This is a genomic window from Petrocella atlantisensis (assembly GCF_900538275.1).
GTDB lineage: Bacteria > Bacillota > Clostridia > Lachnospirales > Vallitaleaceae > Petrocella > Petrocella atlantisensis.
The window spans coordinates 211942-232329 of sequence record NZ_LR130778.1 but is presented as its reverse complement, the minus strand read 5'-3'; the positions used below and the strand labels follow the sequence as shown (position 1 = coordinate 232329).

At 39.6% G+C, this 20388-nt stretch carries 20 protein-coding genes; 19 read left to right on the top strand and 1 reads right to left on the bottom strand.

Going from position 1 to position 20388, the window contains the following annotated elements:
- A complete protein-coding gene (locus PATL70BA_RS01240) occupies positions 1-1230 on the top strand; it encodes a BaiN/RdsA family NAD(P)/FAD-dependent oxidoreductase (protein ID WP_125135667.1) in 1230 nt (409 codons plus the stop codon).
- Positions 1230-2813 carry an NAD(P)/FAD-dependent oxidoreductase gene (locus tag PATL70BA_RS01235; RefSeq protein ID WP_243115942.1) on the top strand — a complete coding sequence of 528 codons (1584 nt, stop codon included), beginning with the start codon at positions 1230-1232 and terminating at the stop codon, positions 2811-2813. The genes PATL70BA_RS01240 and PATL70BA_RS01235 overlap by 1 nt, the downstream gene beginning before the upstream one ends.
- 80 nt (positions 2814-2893) lie before the next feature.
- Here PATL70BA_RS01235 and PATL70BA_RS01230 read toward each other — a convergent pair whose 3' ends face one another.
- Complete coding sequence (locus PATL70BA_RS01230) at positions 2894-4420, bottom strand: carboxypeptidase M32 (RefSeq protein WP_125135666.1); 1527 nt, start codon at positions 4418-4420, stop codon at positions 2894-2896.
- A gap of 282 nt (positions 4421-4702) precedes the next feature.
- On the opposite strand from PATL70BA_RS01230, the gene PATL70BA_RS01225 reads away from it, so the two are divergent.
- The 17 genes from PATL70BA_RS01225 to hemL all read left to right on the top strand — a co-directional run bounded on the left by PATL70BA_RS01225 (position 4703) and on the right by hemL (position 20384).
- Positions 4703-5734, top strand: coding sequence for a DUF4349 domain-containing protein (locus PATL70BA_RS01225; protein ID WP_125135665.1), 1032 nt, complete (start codon positions 4703-4705; stop codon positions 5732-5734).
- 196 nt (positions 5735-5930) lie between these two features.
- On the top strand, positions 5931-6734 hold the full coding sequence (gene proB, locus PATL70BA_RS01220; RefSeq protein ID WP_334295023.1) for a glutamate 5-kinase: 804 nt from the start codon (positions 5931-5933) through the stop codon (positions 6732-6734).
- A 14-nt stretch (positions 6735-6748) separates the two neighbouring features.
- On the top strand, positions 6749-6958 hold the full coding sequence (locus tag PATL70BA_RS01215; protein ID WP_125135663.1) for a DUF896 domain-containing protein: 210 nt from the start codon (positions 6749-6751) through the stop codon (positions 6956-6958).
- Positions 6951-7517, top strand: coding sequence for a 5-formyltetrahydrofolate cyclo-ligase (locus PATL70BA_RS01210; RefSeq protein ID WP_125135662.1), 567 nt, complete (start codon positions 6951-6953; stop codon positions 7515-7517). The genes PATL70BA_RS01215 and PATL70BA_RS01210 overlap by 8 nt, the downstream gene beginning before the upstream one ends.
- Positions 7518-7843: 326 nt before the next feature.
- Complete coding sequence (locus tag PATL70BA_RS01205; protein WP_125135661.1) at positions 7844-8524, top strand: nitrite/sulfite reductase domain-containing protein; 681 nt, start codon at positions 7844-7846, stop codon at positions 8522-8524.
- A 1-nt stretch (position 8525) separates the two neighbouring features.
- Entirely contained in the window at positions 8526-9155 is a 630-nt protein-coding gene (locus PATL70BA_RS01200; RefSeq protein WP_125135660.1) for a hypothetical protein, read from the top strand.
- 15 nt (positions 9156-9170) lie between these two features.
- Positions 9171-9356, top strand: coding sequence for a DUF1858 domain-containing protein (locus PATL70BA_RS01195; RefSeq protein WP_125135659.1), 186 nt, complete (start codon positions 9171-9173; stop codon positions 9354-9356).
- Positions 9357-9481: 125 nt separating this feature from the next.
- The gene (locus PATL70BA_RS01190; protein WP_125135658.1) at positions 9482-10252 is read left to right on the top strand and encodes a formate/nitrite transporter family protein; all 771 of its coding nucleotides are present in this window, start codon (positions 9482-9484) and stop codon (positions 10250-10252) included.
- A 31-nt stretch (positions 10253-10283) separates the two neighbouring features.
- Complete coding sequence (asrA, locus tag PATL70BA_RS01185) at positions 10284-11303, top strand: anaerobic sulfite reductase subunit AsrA (RefSeq protein ID WP_125135657.1); 1020 nt, start codon at positions 10284-10286, stop codon at positions 11301-11303.
- Positions 11296-12087 (top strand): anaerobic sulfite reductase subunit AsrB, encoded by a 792-nt coding sequence (gene asrB / locus PATL70BA_RS01180; protein ID WP_125135656.1) that lies wholly within the window; start codon positions 11296-11298, stop codon positions 12085-12087. Before asrA ends, asrB begins: the two co-directional genes overlap by 8 nt.
- A gap of 12 nt (positions 12088-12099) precedes the next feature.
- Positions 12100-13089 carry a sulfite reductase subunit C gene (asrC, locus tag PATL70BA_RS01175; protein ID WP_125135655.1) on the top strand — a complete coding sequence of 330 codons (990 nt, stop codon included), beginning with the start codon at positions 12100-12102 and terminating at the stop codon, positions 13087-13089.
- 17 nt (positions 13090-13106) lie between these two features.
- On the top strand, positions 13107-13568 hold the full coding sequence (locus PATL70BA_RS01170; protein ID WP_125135654.1) for a ferritin-like domain-containing protein: 462 nt from the start codon (positions 13107-13109) through the stop codon (positions 13566-13568).
- A 58-nt stretch (positions 13569-13626) separates the two neighbouring features.
- Positions 13627-14883: a glutamyl-tRNA reductase gene (hemA, locus tag PATL70BA_RS01165; protein ID WP_125135653.1), complete on the top strand. Its 1257-nt coding sequence runs from the start codon at positions 13627-13629 to the stop codon at positions 14881-14883.
- A gap of 4 nt (positions 14884-14887) precedes the next feature.
- Complete coding sequence (locus tag PATL70BA_RS01160; protein WP_125135652.1) at positions 14888-15487, top strand: precorrin-2 dehydrogenase/sirohydrochlorin ferrochelatase family protein; 600 nt, start codon at positions 14888-14890, stop codon at positions 15485-15487.
- A 1-nt stretch (position 15488) separates the two neighbouring features.
- A complete protein-coding gene (gene cobA / locus PATL70BA_RS01155; protein WP_125135651.1) occupies positions 15489-18086 on the top strand; it encodes a uroporphyrinogen-III C-methyltransferase in 2598 nt (865 codons plus the stop codon).
- Between the two features lie 34 nt (positions 18087-18120).
- Positions 18121-19095, top strand: a complete 975-nt coding sequence (gene hemB / locus PATL70BA_RS01150) for a porphobilinogen synthase (protein ID WP_125135650.1) — start codon at positions 18121-18123, stop codon at positions 19093-19095.
- 11 nt (positions 19096-19106) lie between these two features.
- Positions 19107-20384: a glutamate-1-semialdehyde 2,1-aminomutase gene (gene hemL, locus PATL70BA_RS01145; RefSeq protein WP_125135649.1), complete on the top strand. Its 1278-nt coding sequence runs from the start codon at positions 19107-19109 to the stop codon at positions 20382-20384.
- Positions 20385-20388 lie beyond the last annotated feature (4 nt).

Here is a 20388-nt window from a genome sequence, read left to right as displayed (position 1 = left end):
ATGGGTAAAAACAAAGTGATTGTCATAGGTGGTGGGGCTTCCGGCATAATGGCCGCTATAACTGCTGCACGACTGGGGCAAAAAGTAATTTTATTAGAACGTAAAGATCGTATTGGCAAAAAAATATTGGCGACCGGCAATGGTCGCTGCAACATATCCAACAGATTCATTGAGGAAAGTCGCTTTCATTCAGACAGTCAAAATTTATATGATCATATATACCCTCAGTTTGATTTAAGCAAAACCTTAGAGTTTTTCGAAGCACTAGGTATTCCCATACTGGAACTGGATGAGGGGAAGCTCTATCCATATTCACTTCAGGCAGCTTCAGTTCTGAATGTACTGCTCTATGAACTGGACCGCCAGAATGTACAAGTTATATGCAATGAAGACGTAGTTCATGTGGACGCAGGACAGCGGGTGGTGGTACATACTAAAAAAAATAAATATTATGGTGATTATGTGATTCTGGCAGGTGGTGGCAAATCCACTCCGGACCTGGGTTCTAACGGTAGTGGCTATCAAATAGCCAAAGAACTGGGAATGAATCTAATTGAGCCTTATCCATCTCTCATTCAACTTGAATCAGATTATGCCTACCTTAAACATCTTAAAGGAACTAAAGTGATGGCTAAGGTGGATTTGGTCGTTGATGACGTACATCTTAAGAGCGCTTATGGGGAACTCCTTTTTACAGATTACGGTCTATCCGGACCGCCAATATTGGATGTAAGTCGAACGGCGGCTCAAGCCATTAAAAATCACAAAAAAAACATTGAGATTCATGGTGATTTGGTGCCATTGCTTGACAGCACAGCCTTAGATCAGATGTTGCTAAAACGTATTGAAAGAATGTCCTATAAAGTGCTGGAGGATTTTTTCGTGGGCTTGCTACCCAAGCAAATGATTATCCCCTTAATCAAAGATTGTGGCATGAATCCAAGAGACAAAGGGGCACAAATCACCTCTAAGCAACGGGAATTGATTGTTCATTGGCTTAAGGCTTTTAGGCTTAGTATTACAGGAACCAGGCAATGGAATCAATCACAGGTTACTGCTGGAGGCGTTGATTGCCATGAAGTAGTTGCAACAACACTCACCAGTAAAAAATATCCTAATGTCATTTTATGTGGAGAAATACTGGATATGGATGGCGATTGCGGTGGGTTTAATCTACAATGGGCATGGAGCTCAGGATATGTAGCAGGCGTAAGTGCCAGTAAGGGATAATGATGGGCTATTATAGAATTGAACAAATAAAAATGCCATTGGATCATAAGGTCGATGATTTATATAAGTTGGTCAAAACAATCTATGGGCTTGAACCAAATACAGAAATTAGGATCATTAAAAAATCTGTAGATGCCAGAAAAAAAGAAGCCATAAAGATTGTCTATTCTGTTGATGTGCTAATGGCGGCATCCTCCAATAAAAAACTATCAAAGTTGACATATCAAGAAGAAATACCATCTTACGAACCAAAAGGTCCAATAAAAATACCGGAGAAACGACCGGTCGTTATCGGTGCCGGACCGGCAGGCCTTTTTGCAGCACTTATTCTGGCAGAACAAGGGGCTAAACCCATATTGCTTGAACGTGGACGTGCGGTTGATGAGCGCATTAAAGATGTAGAGACCTACTTCAAAACCGGAAAACTGGATGTAGAATCTAATATACAATTTGGTGAAGGTGGCGCCGGTACTTACTCCGATGGAAAAATTAACACAGGGGTAAAAGACAAATTCTATCGAATGGACAAAATATTAGATACCTTTATTGAAGCAGGCGCACCGGAAGAAATTCGCTATGTGAACAAGCCTCATATCGGTACAGATTATCTGATCAAAGTCGTTGAAAACATACGCCTTAAAATCATTGCACTTGGTGGTGAGGTTCATTTTAGCAGGAAAATGACCGAACTGGTTATTGAAAATGGCGCTGTTATAGGTGTCAGAGACCAGTTGGGTAATCTCATTGCTACGAATCATGTGGTTTTGGCTATTGGTCATAGTGCAAGAGATACATTCCAGCGTCTCATAATAGATAAGATTCCTATGGAGAAAAAAGCTTTTGCCATTGGGTTACGGATTGAACATCCCCAAGAGATGATCTCAAAGAAACAATATGGATTAGGCTATCATCATCCTAATCTGCCTGTAGCGGATTACAAGTTAACGTATCGAACAGGTGAGGGACGTGCGGTCTATACTTTTTGTATGTGCCCGGGTGGCTTTGTGGTGAACTCTGCTTCTGAGATTGGCCATGTCGTTTGTAACGGGATGAGTAATTTTAAAAGAGATGAAATCAATGCAAACAGTGCATTGTTGGTCAATGTACTACCTGAGGACTTTGGTGGTAATGATTTATTAGCCGGTGTTCATTTTCAAAGAAAATGGGAGAAAAAGGCCTTTGAGATCGCCGGTTCTAATTACAGTTTGCCTGTTCAAAAACTGGACGACTTCATCAATAATAGGATCACAACAGCCTTTGGAGCTGTTAAACCTAATATAAAGGGTCAATATACCATGGCGGATCTAAATCAAGCTTTACCTGATTTTGTAGCAGAAGCCTTAAAAGAAGGCATTCAAGCATTCGGTAAGAAAATCAAAGATTTTGACCGAAAGGATGCTGTTTTAACAGGTGTTGAGACTAGAACATCTTCACCCATACGTATTTTAAGAGATGAGGCCTATATGAGTTCGGTTAAAGGTCTCTATCCATGTGGTGAAGGGGCAGGTTATGCGGGTGGTATTATGTCGGCAGCACTGGATGGTATGAAGGTGGCGGAGTCGATATTGAATGATAAAATTTAATTTGGAACTATGAAAACCCTTCCATAGACGATAAGGTTAAACAAAAAAAGCATCCAGAATTGGACGCTTTTTTTAATACTTTAACCTAAGTTATATAAATCACTGTATTTCTTCAACAAATAATCTGTAAAATACTTCGGATTAAAAGGTTCGCCAGTAGCTATTAGAAGGATTTCTTCCGGCGTCTTAGTCGATCCGTATTTGTGGATTTTATCAGCAAGCCAATTCTTTATAAGGATCAGTTGATCGTCAGTGATGGCTTTGTTCACATCAAAATCTTTGTTCATAGCAACTTCAAATTGTGCAGCATAAGCACTACCAAGGGCATAGGAAGGGAAGTAGCCAAATAGGCCCTCTGACCAGTGGACATCTTGTAAAACGCCTTTGGCATCGGAATCAGGTGTTATACCAAGATAATTTTGATAGAGTTCATTCCAAGCACTTGGCAAATCTTTCGCATTTAATTTACCTTCAAAAATCTGCTTTTCCAGTTCATAGCGTATCATAATGTGCAAAGCATAAGTTAGTTCATCCGCTTCAATACGGATTAATGTGGGTCGTACATAATTGCAGGCTTTGTAACAAATTTCGGGCGTAGCATCACCCAATTGGTCTGGAAAGAGGTTTTTTAGTAAAGGAAAATAGGTTTCCCAAAACACCCTTGAGCGTCCAACATTGTTCTCATAGATTCTGGATTGAGACTCGTGAATGCCCATGGTGGTCCCGGTTGCTAATCGACTAAAACCTAAAGCCACATCAATATCTTGTTCATAAAGTGCATGGCCACATTCATGAATGGTACTGTATAGACTAGAAAGGATATTGTCTTCGTAATAGTGAGTCGTAATACGAACATCATCTTTTGTGATGTTCATGGTAAAAGGATGGACACTTTCAGCAATAATGCCACTATCTTTGTTGAAGCCCAGTTTCTCAAGTAACAAATCAGATAGTTGCTTTTGGTTTTTGACATCGTATGAGACGCCTTCAAAAGGAGATAAAACAGTGACGCCACTGTCTTTAATCTTCTGAACTAAGGGAACGATGACCGCTCTTAAACGGTCGAAAAACTGATCGGTGATTTCTACCGTGAGATCCCGTTCATAATCTTGAAGTAAGGTATCATAAGGATGCCCACCTTTGTTTCTATATTCGATGTATTTACGCTGAAAATCAATAACTTTTTGGAGATAAGGTTCAAAAATAGAAAAATCATTTTTTTCTTTAGCTTCTTCCCAAGCATCAGAGGATAGGGCTTGTAGACCTTTAAATGCAGCATATTCATCTACAGGTACACAGGCCACTTTATCATATTCTTCTCTAAAAAATTGAAGCTTAGATTTTTCCAGATCATTTAAGTCATTTTTAGTGGCTTCCAAATCGATGAGCACCTGATGGATGTGTTCATTCACCAATGTGTTATAATAGAATTCAGATAGGTGAACAAGTGTCTCTGAACGTCCGTTTACAGCATTCTTCGGTGCCAGTGTTGCAGAATCCCAGAAAATAAGGGCCTCGGAAAAGCCCAGTGCACTTAGGCTTTGGTCTAGTTTTTCCAATTGCTCTATAGGGGTCAAGTCTTTTGTATGTGTTGTTGTAGATGTCATAAGATACCGCCTTTCTATTATGTTGACTATAAAATTATTATAACATAGGTTAAAGCGTCAAAACTAGATAGTTGAACTTTTACTTTCAATATATAGTTACGAATGTATCAACGTAATCTAAATATTTAAAGTAATTATAGTGAAACTTAATTTTGACGCTTTAACCTACGAATAAAAGTGGAAAATGGAACAAAAATCGACGATTTACGTCAGAATGATTATAATAGATAATATAGTATACATCAAGAGAGATATAGTGAGAGAGAAAAGGAGAGACTGACGATGAAAAGATTTAAGCGTTTAAAAATTGGGATTGTAAGTGTGCTGGTGATGGTACTTGTTTTGTCCGCATGTGGTGCTCAAAAAAGCAAAATGACAGAGGATTCAGCAACCAGTACCAGTTCAAATGAATCCGGCTTTATGGACTATGGTGAAAGTGCACCCTCTATGCCACAAGAAGCTACAGAAGAAGCTACAGAAGAAGCTGGTGTAGAAATGGAAATGACCGTTGAAGAATCAAAAAGCTTTGATGACGGAGAACCCTTACCTGATTCCATGGTTGTTAATGAACGTAAGATTATTAAAACCGGTCATATGTCTTTAGAAACCCTTGAATATGATGAAACCATAACAACTTTAAAAGAATCTATAGGCAAATACAACGCTTATGTGGAAAGTTCAGAAAGTTATGGCGGTCAAATATATGAAAGTGGTGCCCAGAGAAGATCCAGCCGTTATGCTATAAAAGTTCCGGCTGAACAATTTGAAGCTATGTTTGAAGAACTTAAAACCATAGGCCAAGTACTCAATGCTAATGAAGGCCGTGAAGATATAACCAGTCAATTTGTAGATGTAGAATCTAGACTGGAAACACTTAAAGTACAAGAGGATCGACTTCTTGCTATTCTAGAAAAATCTGAGAAGCTTGAAGATGTCATCCAACTGGAGTATGCACTTCAGAATGTTCGATATGAGATTGAACGGTATACAAGCAATCTAAGAAACATGAGTGAAAGTGTTCGTTATTCAACCATACACGTTAATGTTCAAGAAGTTCTAAAACCAACAATCATCGAAAAAGAACCTATTACGCTAGGCGAACGTGTAAGTCAAGGTATTAAAAACACTTTTATGGATATCAAGGAAGGCTTTGAAGATTTAATCGTCTATGTAGTAGCCAATTCACCATATCTACTTTTTACAGCTTTCATGATTTTCATAGGGATTAGAATCTATAAAAAGAGTATAAAGAAAAGCAAAAACATGAAGCAAATCGATGCTGCTAAGAAAGACGATCATAATCCAAGTCTATAAAGGATAACGCATCTATACAGTTCGCATATAAATCGGTAGGTTTTACAAGCATCATTAAGTAGAACCTACCTTATTTTTACGTATTCAAGCCTTTTTTTTGTTACTAATCATGAAACTTTTCAAAATAGGTCTAAAGGATTGATTAGGCTGGCTTATTGTTGTAAAATAAAACAGATTACATCTTGGCATAGGAGTTGTGGATATGACGGATAGAAAAGCATTCATCAACAAGAAAAGAATTGTTGTAAAAGTGGGTTCATCCTCTTTGACTTTCAAAGATACCGGGCATATTAATTTAACAAAGATGGAAAAACTCATTCGTCAACTGGCGGACATGAAACACAGTGGCCTGGATGTTATCTTAGTATCATCAGGTGCACAGGCAGCAGGAATTAGTGTATTAAACCTACAAAGCAAGCCATTAGATATGGATAAGAAACAAGCGGTTGCTTCGGTAGGACAAGCATCCTTGATGCGTATGTATCAGAAATTTTTTAGAGAATATAATATCATAGCAGGGCAAGTACTCATAACAAAAGATATTACCACAGAAGAAAAAAGTAGAAATAATGTTATCAATACGTTTAATGCCTTGTTGGATTATGGAACCATTCCGATTGTAAATGAGAACGATACTGTAGCCACTGATGAGATTGAATTCGGCGATAATGATACCTTGTCAGCGATTGTTGCTACGCTCGTTAAAGCTGATTTACTCATACTGCTTTCGGATATTGACGGCCTACATACGAAGGATCCCGTGCGTCATGAAGAGGCAGAGTTGATTCCGAAAGTCATGGAAATCAACGGTGATATACTTAAAATGGCAACAGGTTCAAGCACCCTTGTTGGAACGGGCGGTATGGTAACAAAGCTTCAAGCGGCTATGATTGCGACACAAGCACATATTGATATGGTTATAGCTAACGCAGATCGCCCTTATGTCTTGCTGGATATACTCGCAGGTGAAGATGTTGGAACTTTATTTAAAGCGTTATAAAAAGGAGGTTTGAAATGGATCAATCTCAAATCGAACGTATTAATTTTTTGGCCAAAAAATCCAAATCAGAAGGCTTGAATGAAAAGGAAAAAGGAGAACAACAAGTATTGAGAAAGGCTTATATTGAAAGCTGGAAAAATGGCGTCAAGGCAACTTTAAGTCAAGCAAGTTTTGTAGAAGCCGATGGTAGCATAACGCCCATCAGAAGGAAAAGTGATGGATAAAACAAACTATAGAGCAAAACATTTATTTATAAGACAACAGATGTTTTTTTCTGATGTAAGTCGTAAGAGTGAGAAAATCGCCAAACGCATTCTAGAAGCAGATTTTTTTAACCAATCCTGTAATGTTTTTGGCTATATTGCTATGAAAAATGAAGTGGATTGTCTTTTTATAAAAGACATGGTGAACCACAGAGGTTATGATTTCTTAGTACCGAGGGTTATTGATAAAAAAGATATGGCTTTCTCTCCCTACATCGGTCCAGAACAGTTGAAAAAAAGCACATTTGGTGTAATGGAACCCAAAGTTGGAAGTGCTGTCTATGAGCCAAGAGAAGGGGATTTGATTCTAGTACCCGGTTGTTGTTTTGATCTTAAAGGGAATCGAATCGGATATGGTGGTGGTTATTATGATAATTATCTGAACGCCCATCCAGGTCTTATAAAAGTTGGATTAGCTTATGAGAACCATCTGGAAAATCAGCTACCCTACGAGAGTAAAGACCAAATCATGGACTACATTGTCACGGAAGATCGTGTGATTAAAATAAAAAAGAAATAAAGATATTATAAACAGGTGATCTTTGATTTATAAAAAAGATCGCTTTTTTATTTCATAAGTACATTGTGCATGGTAAAGAAGGCTGACCCCTTTTACAATAATTGCAAATAGTCAATATTAGCCTTCATGATTTATCATAGTGGCTATTTTTTTGTACTTTTTAAAAGTCTATCATGGTTTAGCATCAAAGAATTATTCTACTGCAAAAAATAGTAAGCAAAGCGTGTCTCCAAACAATAAGGTAACATAGGATACCGAATTATTGACTTATTATATATATAATAGGCACATAAGACAAATCAAAACTCATAAGAAAGGAGCCATTCATGTCGAATCCTAGGTATGCAAATCTTCAAAAGGTAAGAAACGATAAAAGAACCTACTCCATTACGCCAAGGATTGCTGGTGGTTTTATTACGCCGGATAACATGATACGCCTTGCAGAAGTGGCAAGAAAATATAAAGCAACTCTTAAAATCACATCAGGACAAAGGGTCATGATTATTGGGCTCAAGGCAGAAGAGGTAGACGCTGCGTGGGCAGATCTTGGTATGGAACCGGGCGTATTGTCCCCTTATTCCGTCAAGAATGTTGAGATGTGTCCGGCTTCCTTTTGCAAAAGAGCCAAACAAAATTCTATGAAAATCAGCATGACCCTTGAAAAGCGTTACTACGGAAAAGCGGCACCTAACAGGGTTAAGATCGCTGTAGCCGGCTGTCGAAATGCCTGTACAAGTGCTAATGCTAAAGACATAGTCGTACTAGCAGATGTTGAAGGCTACATTGTCCGAGTCGGTGGCAGTGCTGGCTTTCATCCGAGATTGCCGGATGAAGTTGCAAGCCAACTTACTGAAGAAGAAGTTTTTCTTATGGTAGATGCTGTGTTTGATACCTATTGTGAGATGGCAGATACCGGAGAAAAACTGGGCATTATGATTGATCGCGTTGGTTTTGATCAGTATAAAAAAGCGGTTCTCGCTATCTATGAAAAAAGAAAGGAAATATAATATGAGCTTATTTTTAGCACCAATTCACACGTGGTTGTTTAACAAAATTAAATTATTTGAAGAAATTGAACAGGACATTATCAATCAATTCCCCTTAATCTTAACACAGGACACTTTAAAAGCGATTTATGATGATTATGGGTATCCTATGGGAGATGAACCTATTGAGTCCTTGATTGATACAAGTAATATCCATGGCTGGCTTCAAACCAGTATTAATAGAGCAGAGCAAAGACAAGCTGCAATCATCAAAGTCCTAAATGATCAAGTCAAAGAAGCAGCAGATACAGTGGTTGCGGTATATTACAATAAAGGAAAAGAAAAAGCCATTGAGCGAAATGAAACATTTACAGATCCTAATCAGATTTTTGTGACTCTTAATGACTATTTATTAGAGGGCATGCCATGTGACCGGGTTAATGAAGTCATTGAACAAGATGATCAACAAGTTATATGGTTAACCAATAGATGTGTCCACCAAGATAATTGGATATCCGAAGGGATGGACGTTGGTTATTATTACAATTTTAGAGCGGCCTTTATCAAAGGGTTTGTTGAAGGAAATACCGATAAATTCACGTACCAATATGAAAAAGAACCCAAGCAAAAACATACAATAATGAGAGCTTAGAAAAGGAGAAACGATATGAACATTACAAAAGATATGTTAATCAGTGAAATATTAAGTAAAAAAGAAGATGCTGCAGGTATTTTGATTTCTAATGGTATGGGATGCCTAGGTTGCCCTTCATCTCAAATGGAGTCCTTAAGTCAAGCGGCAGAAATTCATGGTCTTAATATAGAAGATCTCATTGAACAACTTAATCAGTAGAAAATGAATGAAAAGCAGTCAGCCATTATAACAGGATGATTAATGGCTGACTGCTTTTTTCTGAAGCATTAAATCAGTGGAACATTTGTTAAATATATGATAACTTTAGAGAGAAAGGTAATCTTATGTATAAAGAAATCCTTATGTCGGTAGGCCAAGGGTCTGTCAACAAAATCAACTTCATGAAAAGTGGTATTGGCAGATATTTAGTCGCATCTGGTTTGGCAGGTGCCTATGTAGGAATAGGTATTATACTCATTATGGTTATTGGCAGTACAGCTCAAGTGGCCGGTAGTCCTTATGGAAAAATATATATGGGTCTTGGTTTTGGAATCGCTCTTAGCCTAGTCATTATGTCCGGATCGGAGCTTTTTACAGGGAATAATATGGTTCATGTTATGGGTATTTTTGATAAAAAAATAACACTTTCAGATGCCAGTAAAAGCTGGGGACTAAGTTACACCGGTAATTTCATAGGTTCCATCATCATTGGTACGCTTTTTTATATGACAGGGATTGAAGGTAATGCCGTTGGCGATTTTGTCCTTCAAGTATCTGAAGTGAAGATGAATGGTTCATTTATTGAACTTTTCTTTAAAGGTATACTATGTAATATTTTGGTATGTCTTGCGGTGTTATCCTCAATTAAACTTAAGAGTGAATCCGGCAAGCTCATCATGATTTTCTGGTGTCTGTTTGCTTTTATAGCTACGGGTATGGAACACAGCATTGCAAACATGACCATTTTTACCATTGGTCTATGGTTGGAGCATCCGGAAACTGTATCTATATTAGGTGTTTTTAAGAATCTGATTCCGGTAACCCTTGGGAATTTTGTTGGTGGTGGTCTGATTCTAGGTGGAAGTTACTATTTTATGGGGCGCGATAAGATTTAAGTATACTATAGAAGGATAAAGGAGTGAAGTTATGGGGTATGAACTGACACAGCAAGAGATGAAGGCATATTTTAAGACATTAGCCAAGCAATATAGGTTGGTGGGTCCAATCCGAGAAAAAGCAAAAGGTACCTTTTCAGATACGGACAAAATCGTGTATGGTATCTTTGAAGACATTGAAGATTTGGTATTAGAGGAAAAGGCCTTTTACTCGCCTAAAGAGTTTTTAATGCCAATTAGAGAAACCTTGTTCCATTTTATTGATGGACAGATTGTGGAACCTAAAATTGATACGAAGCCGATTTTAATATTTGCCAGGCCCTGTGATTTAAACGGCATTAGGCGATTGGACACCATATTCCTTAAAAACGGGGATATTAAGGACGCTTATTATGAACGTAGAAGGCAATTGGTCAAATATGTTATGATTGAATGTACGGAGGGGTTTGACACCTGTTTTTGCATCTCTATGGGATCTAATACCTATACAGATTATGAAGCGGCCATTCGCTTTGACGGTGACCATTCATTGCTAGAAGTTGTGGACCCAACACTGGTTACCGAAGACTTGAGTCAGGTGAGGAAAACAGCTTTTGTGCCTGAATATATTAAAGAAAATAAAGTCAAAGTGGAGATACCACCAATAGACAAGGTGAACAACAGTCTTTTTGAACACCCTTTATGGAAAGAATACACAAGAAGATGCATTGCCTGCGGCCGATGTAATACCTCCTGTATTACCTGTTCTTGTTTTACCATGCAGGATGTTGAAGTAAGTGATGATGGTCTGCTCGGTGAACGCCGACGGGTTTGGGCAAGTTGTCATATTAAAGGCTATACAGATATGGCAGGGGGACATGGTTTTAGAAAACAAAATGGTGAAAGAATGCGTTTTAAAACCATGCACAAAGTCAATGACTATCATAAACGCTTTGGTGAGCATATGTGTGTGGGCTGTGGTCGATGTGATGATGTATGTCCGGAATACATTTCTTTTTCAAAATGTATCAACAAGTTATCAGAGATCATAAAGGAGGAAAGTCATGAATAATCCTTATATGCCAAGACCTTATACTTTATTAACTACACAAAAAGAGACGGAAATAGATTCAACCTTCGTTTTTGAAGCCAAGGACCGGTTCGTGGGTGGTCAGTTTATGCAACTGTCCCTTCCGGGTGTGGGCGAAGCCCCTATATCCATTTCTGATTTTGACACGGATACACTTACCATGACCATTCGGAAAGTAGGCAGGGTTACAGATCGACTTTTTGCAATGAAGCCCGGTGAAACCTTGTATATGCGAGGACCTTATGGTAATGGTTTTAAACAGGCATGGTTTAAAGACAAAGACATGGTGGTTATAGCCGGTGGTACCGGACTTGCACCTGTTAAAAATACCATAGACACCTTCATATCCAACCAGGCGGCCATAAAAGGTTTGCAGATTATTGTCGGCTTTAAAAGTCCAAAAGATGTTCTTTTTAAAGATACGCTTCGCAAGTGGCAAGAGCAGGTGCCTATAATCCTTACGGTTGACCAAGGGGATGATACGTGGCCTTATAAAGTTGGCCTTATTCCAAGCCATATTAAAGATTTGGATTTGTCCGATGTAGAAAATAAGACGGTCATTCTCGTTGGTCCTCCCATGATGATGAAATTTACCACCCTTGAGTTGTTACGTCTTGGTTTTGTTGAAGAAAATATTTGGGTGTCTTTTGAACGTAAAATGAGTTGTGGTATCGGTAAATGCGGTCACTGTAAGATTGATGAAACTTATGTTTGCCTAGAAGGTCCTGTTTTTAACTATACCAAGGCAAAAACATTGTTGGACTAAGGAGGCGTGCTCATGAGTATAGATCGAAAATTAGTGACAAAAAATGCGTATAGAATCACAAAAATTAGAAATAAAACCGCCCTTAGAGTCCGGGTACCAGGTGGTCATCTGGAAGCCAAATATTTTCAAATCATTCAAGAAGTAGCAGAAAAATTTGGTGACGGTACCGTTCATTTGACCACCAGACAAGGTTTTGAATGTCCAGGAATCGACTTTGATCGAATCCCGGAAATTAATAAGATGATCCGTCCCCTTATTGAATCCCTTGGCCTTGACGTGGATTATGGTGATGGTGGTTATCCGGCAGCAGGTACAAGAAATATCTCAGCCTGCATTGGCAACCGTGTTTGTCCTTATGCCAATGATGACACGACCAGAATCGCAAACAGCCTTGAAAAAGCCGTTTATCCCCATGATTTTCATTTCAAAATCGCTGTGACCGGTTGTCCTAACGATTGTATTAAAGCCCATATGCAGGACTTTGGCATTATCTGTTTGACAGAGCCTCAATATGATAGCAAACGATGTATCACTTGCGAGGCATGCGTGGACAATTGTAAGAAAAAAGTGACCGGTGCCTTAAGCGTTAAGGATTATAATATCGAAAGAGATATTGAAAAATGTATCGGATGCGGTGAATGTATACTAAAATGTCCGGCTGGGGCTTGGACGAGAAGCGAAGAAAAGTATTATAGAATGGTCATTATGGGCAGAACAGGCAAGAAAAACCCTAGATTGGCCATGCCCTTCATTAAGTGGGCAACAGAAGAAGAAATCACTCAAATCATTAAAAATACCTATGGTTTTGTAGAACGCTATATTGATACAAGTTTGCCAAAGGAGCATATCGGTTATATTGTGGACCGTATGGGTTATCAAGTCTTTAAAAAAGAAGTCTTAGAAGGCATTACGTTGAATCCGAAAGCCCTAGTAGCAGAACATATACAGTGGCATGGGTACCATTACAAAACAGATATGCAGTTTAACCATGAAGGTTTGTAGAAAAGGGGGTCTATATCATGCAAGAAATATTTTTACTGGAAGATCTGCTGGATGTGCTCATTGATATTGAAATAATGGGGCAAGGGCATTATAAAGATTTGGCCAATCAAGCTGAAGAAGAGACGTTGACGGAACTTTTTAAGGCACTGGCCAAGCAGGAAGAAGCACATGAAAAACTCTATAAATCCCTCAAAGAGCAATACGTGAATTATACGACCAGTGACGTTGACGAAGAATATATGGCTTATCTAGATGCTTTAATTAAAGACAACATTGACTTTATGACTCAGAAAAAAGAGGTTATGAGTCTGGAGGAAGCTTTTGACTTGGCTTTTCGACTTGAAAAAGACACCATATTATTTCTTAGAGAGGCACAAAGACATCTACCAAAAGCTGAACATGACAAGATTGATGGTTTGGTGGCACAGGAACAATCTCATATCGTCATGCTTAGACAATACAGATCTCAGATGATATAATATAGGGCAAGGGTGCTTCGGTGTCCTTGCTCTTTATTTTTCTTGGAAAGGATAAAAGATGATTGTAAATGTGGTGGGTGTGAGTTATAAAGAAATGGAAGTGGGTCTAAGAGAACAATTGGCTTGGACACAAACAAAGCGTATGGAATATCAGATTCAATTGTTTGAATCGGTTGGTGGCAATGTCTTATTATCCACTTGTAACCGTTTTGAACTCTATTATACAGGCGCTGATACAGATGTATTAGAGGTCATTGAAGGCATTATTGACCAATTAAATCCGGAAGATGGGTCTATTTTTCGAGAACGTCTGTGGTCATTAACCGGTGACGCAGCCATCACCCATTTACTGAAAGTAACAGCCGGTCTGGATTCTATGGTACTTGGGGAGGATCAGATTCTATCCCAAGTGAAGGACGCTTGGCTTTTGGCATCCAAAATGGGCATCAGCAATAAAATATTAAACCGACTTTTCCAAGAAAGCATCCGTTTTTCTAAAGAAATCAGAACCAGAGTCGGTATATCTCATCTGCCCATCTCCGTAGCGTATCTGGCTTATAAGCGTGCCATGGAATTTCTAAGGACAACGGGTGGTAAAGGGGTTATGATTGTCGGTCTTGGTGAAACAGGCCGTCTGGTCAAGAAGTATTTTGATGAAGTGGCTACGAAAGAAGGTTTGGTCATATATAAAACAAGCCGTTCCATATGTCAAATGAATAGCTTAGATCCGGATGATGGCTCATTACCCTACGAAGAGCGGTATGCTTTTCTAAGCCAAGTGGATTGTATCATCAGTGCTACCAGCAGTCCCCATTATATCTTTTCGTATGACCGATTGTTGGAAACCATGAACCTGTATCAAGGTAAAGCAAAAAATCAGTTGTTCATAGACTTGGCGGTTCCTGCAGATATTGAACGACGAATCGATACATTGGAGCACACTCAAGTCCTAGGTATCGATGAGATTGGAAAGACCATTGAAGACAACCTAGAAGTCAGACGAGAAATGGCCAATCGTATGATAGAAAAAATACCCCATGAAGTCGAAATGCTTAAAGACTGGATGATGCGTTCAGTTGCTGATCCGACGATTGAAGGTCTTCAGAACAAGGTTCAGACAGCTTATGGGGACGCTATGGACTTGATTCATAAAAAGATACAACTGAGTCATAAAGAAAGCGCTTATATTGAAAAAGTCATTAAATCAGCGGTCCTTAGGGTGGTGAAAGAGCCCATTTTGGGATTAAAGAATATGGAACAAGAAGAGCTTAAAGAGGCTTTGACCTTAATGAAAAAATTATACGATTTGGAGTGAGGCTATGTACTTACCGGTTATGTTGAATACAGAAGGAAAAAAGATTGTGGTCATTGGCGGCGGATCGGTTGCCCTTGAAAAAATCCAAAAATTAATTAACTTTGATGCAAGGGTTGAAGCGGTTAGCTTGAATTTTTTGCCAAGTCTATTAGAAATGGGTCCTAAGGTACAATGTAGGGTCAGTCCCTATCATAAGGACCATATTACAAATGCTTTTTTAGTTATTTCTGCAACCAATGATGCACTTGTTAATAGACAGGTCTATGAGGACTGCAGGGCACTTCATATTCTATGTAATGTGGTGGATCAACCGGATTTATGTGATGTGGTATTTACCTCAGCCTTAAAACGAGGTCAACTTATTTTTTCGGTGAGCACCAGTGGGCAAAGCCCCATACTGGGACAAAAAATCATTGGTAAGCTTAAAGAAGAATATGATGAAAGCTGGGAAGAAAAAATAAAGTTACTGGGAGCAATTAGAACAATTTTTAAAGAGATGGAAAGAGATTCGGTCAAGAGAAACAAGATGTTACGCGCCATCATTTATAAAGATACCGAGACCTTAAGACGTATTTTGGAGAAACTGACCATAAACGGGGGATGACATGAAAATAAGATTAGGAACACGGGGCAGTGCCCTTGCACTTAAACAGACAGAACTTGTAATGTCTCATCTACAAAAAGCCTATCAAAAAAAAGCCGATCAACTAAGTTCTGACCCATCTAATACATCCATTTCATCCAATGAACCCTTAGAACTTGAATGTGTCATTATTGAAACCAAAGGGGACAGGGACCAAACAACACCTTTGTCTCAGATTGGCGGACAGGGCTTATTTATCAAGGAAATTGAACAAGCTCTTCTTGATAAGAGCATTGATTTGGCCGTTCATAGTCTTAAAGACATGCCGGCCCAGTTACCTCAAGGACTGATCCTTAGTGGTACGATCAAAAGAGAAAACCCTTTTGATTATCTCATTACAAAAGAAGGGGCAAGTCTGGAAAACTTACCTCCCAAATTGATCATCGGCACAGGTAGTCCAAGACGTAGGGTCGAGCTTAAGCGTTTATTCTCTGGTCTAGGTATTGAGGTGGTCTTTGAGAATATCCGTGGGAACATTGATACAAGGCTTAAAAAGTTGGATAAAAATGATGAAAATAATCAAGATGATCAAGATGGTATTTATGAAAACAAATTAGATGGGATTGTTTTGGCACAAGCCGGTATCCACCGTTTGGATTTGAAAAAAGAATACCCACACCTAAACTTTATTCCTTTAGATTATAAGGAAATGATACCGGCACCTTGCCAAGGCATACTGGGACTGGAGATTCGAGAAGAAGATGAAACTTTATTTAGGCTTCTGGCATCGATTCAAAATCATAAAGCCACATTACAGGCAAGACTGGAGCGCGCTTATCTAAAAGGCACACAGGGGTCTTGTCATATGGCGATTGGTGGTTACCTTGACCTATCCAAAGACCTTAACCTTACTTTCTATAGTCTATTAGGCGATGAGCATGGGCAAACAGCTCATAGAGAGACTCTAAACCTTGGTCTTATCCATGATTTGGATGTGGTCCAAAATGAACGACAGATGAAGTTTTTAGAAGATCAACTGATCCATCATGGTCGCCATATGGCCCAAAAACTTACATCTAAAAAAACAGGGTTTGTTGCCTTGGTAGGTGCCGGTCCCGGAGACGCGGAACTGATTACTGTTAAAGGGATGCGTTATCTAAGTGAAGCGGACGTTATTGCCTATGATTACTTAAGTGGTAAGGCGTTACTGGATCTAGCACCTACGTACTCAGAAAAAATATATGTGGGTAAAAAAGCCGGGGATCACACCATGACCCAAGAAAATATCAACGCCTTATTGATTGAAAAAGCTTTACTTGGACTTAAAGTGGTTCGTCTTAAAGGGGGCGACCCTTATGTTTTTGGCCGGGGTAGTGAAGAAGCCTTGGCCCTTAAAGAAGCAGGTGTAGATTACGATGTGGTACCGGGCATTACATCCGCTATAGGTGGCTTGACTTACGCCGGTATTCCTATAACACACAGGGGATTGTCCGCATCTTTTCATGTGATGACAGGCCATCTTTCCAAGTCGGGTGCACCTATGGATTATGAAGCCTTGACAAAAGCGGGAGGGACCTGTGTCATTCTAATGGGTATTGGACAAGCAGGGGCCATAGCTGAAGGATTTTTAAATGCAGGCAAACCGGCTAAGACCCCGGTTGCCATCATTTATCATGCAACAACACCCCAGCAAGCAACCGTCAGTGTAAGACTAGATGAACTTAGCATAGCCGTTGATGAACATGAAAGCCGTTCCGGTTTGATCGTCATTGGTGAAGTGGCAGGTTTTCATCATCAATTGGTAAACCTTGAAGGTAAACCTTTATTTGGGAAAAAATTATTGCTCACCTTGCCGACACCTGAAGTAAAAAACGAGGTAGGATCTTCGGATAAAGACAAAATGACCAACCGAGCTAAGTTGCTTCAGAATCTAAAAGACCAGGGGGCCGAAGTGGTTGAAATGCCTATGATTACCCATAGAATATTGCGTCCGGATTTTGAGTATTTTACCAAAGACTGGTTTTCCGGGTTGGGTGCTATTGTTTTTACCAGTCCTTTTGGTGTGACTTGTTTTTTCAAAGCCTTACAAGCCCATAACCAGGATCTGCGCATCCTTGCAGGACCATCAATTATCAGTATTGGGACTTCTACTACAAAAGCCTTAAAGGATCATGGTATCCAACCGGACTATATGCCTGAACAATTTACCACAAAAGAACTACTGGACTTGATACATCATAAGATGGACCGACAACAACTGAGTCAAGGTATTTGTTTTTATAGGTCCAAACTAGGGAATACAGAGATTATTAAAGCCTTAAGTGAGAAAACTCAAGTGACGGACGTTCATCTATATGAAGTGCTTCCCACTAAAATAAAAGTGGACCTTCAGGAACAATGGTATGATGGGGTTGTTTTCACCAGCCGGTCTGCCGTAGAAGCTTTTATAGCCACAAATAATGAGAATTATACACAGATGTCTCGGTCAATACCGGCGTATTCCATTGGTCCCATGACCACAGAAGCGTTAAAAGAATATCACTGGTCACTTATACATGAGGCAACAACCCATTCATATCAAGGTATATACGAAACGATTATGGAGAAGATATCATTATAAAAATAGTATTAAAAGAAGGGTAGGCGTTAGCAATATGGGATATTTACCAACACGATTAAGGCAACATGGCGTACTAAGAAAGATGGTTCGGGATGTACAATTGACCATGGACGATATGATTTACCCGATTTTCATCGTGGAAGGTGAGAACGTATATAAAGAAATAGAATCCATGAAAGGTCAATACCACATTAGCGTGGATCAACTGGAACGATTGGTGCCCCAGTGGCAGTCTAAAGGGATTAAGAGTTTACTGATTTTTGGTGTGCCCGATGAAAAAGATGCTGAAGGGGCATGTGCCTATGACGATAACGGCATTGTTCAAAAAGCTTTAAGGGCCATTAAAGCTATCAGTTCTGAGATTTTTTTAATCACAGACATCTGCCTGTGTCAATACAAGTCGGATGGTCACTGCTGCTTCTTTGATCCACAAGGTAAAATCAAACGAGAAGAAACCTTAAGAACCTTAGACAAGATTGCCATCAGTCATGGCAAAGCGGGTGCAGACATGGTGGCACCTTCGGATATGATGGACGGACGTATTAATAGTCTTAGAACCGCACTGGATAAAAACGGTTTTGAACATCTACCAATTATGGCCTATAGTGCCAAATACGCCTCCTCTTTCTATGGACCTTTTAGAGATGCGGCCCATTCAGCTCCTGCAATGGGTGATCGACAAGCCTATCAGATGGATTTTCACCGAGCATCTGAAGCTATAAGTGAATTTGAGTTGGATGTTAAAGAAGGGGCAGATATCCTCATGGTTAAACCGGCCATGCCTTATTTGGACATCGTTTCAAAGGCTTCTGAACGGTTTAACAGGCCTATTGCAGCCTACCAAGTCAGTGGTGAATACGCCATGTTAGAACGGGGTGTTAGAGAAAATCTTATCGCCGAAAAAAGCATCTATGAGTCTTTAATCGGCATAAAAAGAGCCGGTGCAAATCTAATTCTTAGTTATTTTGCCCCTGTAGTACAAGAACTCATTGAAAAATACAGTGAATAGGTAGGTTGATTATGAAAAATAAAGAACTTTTTGAAGCGGCAAAAAAAGTGATGCCAGGCGGGGTGAATAGTCCGGTGCGATCTTTTGGTTCTGTTGACACCCCACCAATTTTTGCTAAAAAAGCCATAGGGGCTCAAGTTTGGGATGTGGAAGATAAGGCCTATATTGACTTTATCGGTGGTTTTGGTCCCCATATATTAGGCCATGCCAACCCTGTGGTCTTAGAAGGGGTAGCCGGTGTATTATCAGAAGGTATTAGCTTTGGTCTATCCACAGCCATAGAGGTTGAAATGGCACAGACCATCAACCGTCTGATGCCTTCCATGGAAATGGTTAGGATGGTGAACTCAGGTACAGAAGCGACCATGAGTGCCATTCGCTTGGCCAGAGGTTATACCAAACGTGATAAAATACTTAAGTTTGAAGGCTGTTACCATGGCCATTCAGATGGTTTATTAATCAAATCCGGTTCAGGTGGACTAAGCTTTAATGTACCTACCAGTGCCGGTGTACTGGATGCTCTGGTTGAACACACTTTAGTTGGACAAATCAATGACATAGAAGGTCTTGAAGCACTATGGGCAAGACATGGTCATGAATTGGCCGGCGTTATCGTAGAACCGGTTGCTGCCAATATGGGCATTGTACCCTTAGACCAAGCATTTCTTAAGCGCCTAAGAGATTTAACGATGTCTACAAAAACAGTGCTCATCTTTGATGAAGTCATTACCGGATTTAGACTTGGCCTTGGCGGCGCACAGGGTTATTATAATATTCAACCGGATCTAACCTGTCTTGGTAAAATCATTGGTGGTGGTATGCCTGTTGGTGCTTATGGCGGACGGGCTGATATCATGGCTCATATATCACCACTTGGGGATGTTTATCAGGCTGGGACCTTATCTGGGAATAGGGTGGCGATGGCCATGGGTCTTAATACCATAAACTATTTAGAAAAGCATCCTGAGATCTATAGGCAATTAGAAGAAAAAGCGGTTTTCCTTGAAACAGCTATGATTGACAACCTGAAGGCGGCCGGTATCCAAGGCCAGGTGAACCGAGTGGGTTCACTACTGAGTCTGTTTTTTACAAAAGAGCCGGTGACGGATTATCATTCTGTTATGAAATCGGACACAGAAGTGTTTGGACGCTATTTTGCAAGCATGCTTGAGGCGGGAATTCTTTTGGCCCCATCAACTTTTGAAGCCATGTTTTTATCCATGGCCCATGATGATGAGGTACTAAAGACTTTTATAGACATTCAAAAAGAAGTGCTAAAAAGTTTATAACAGT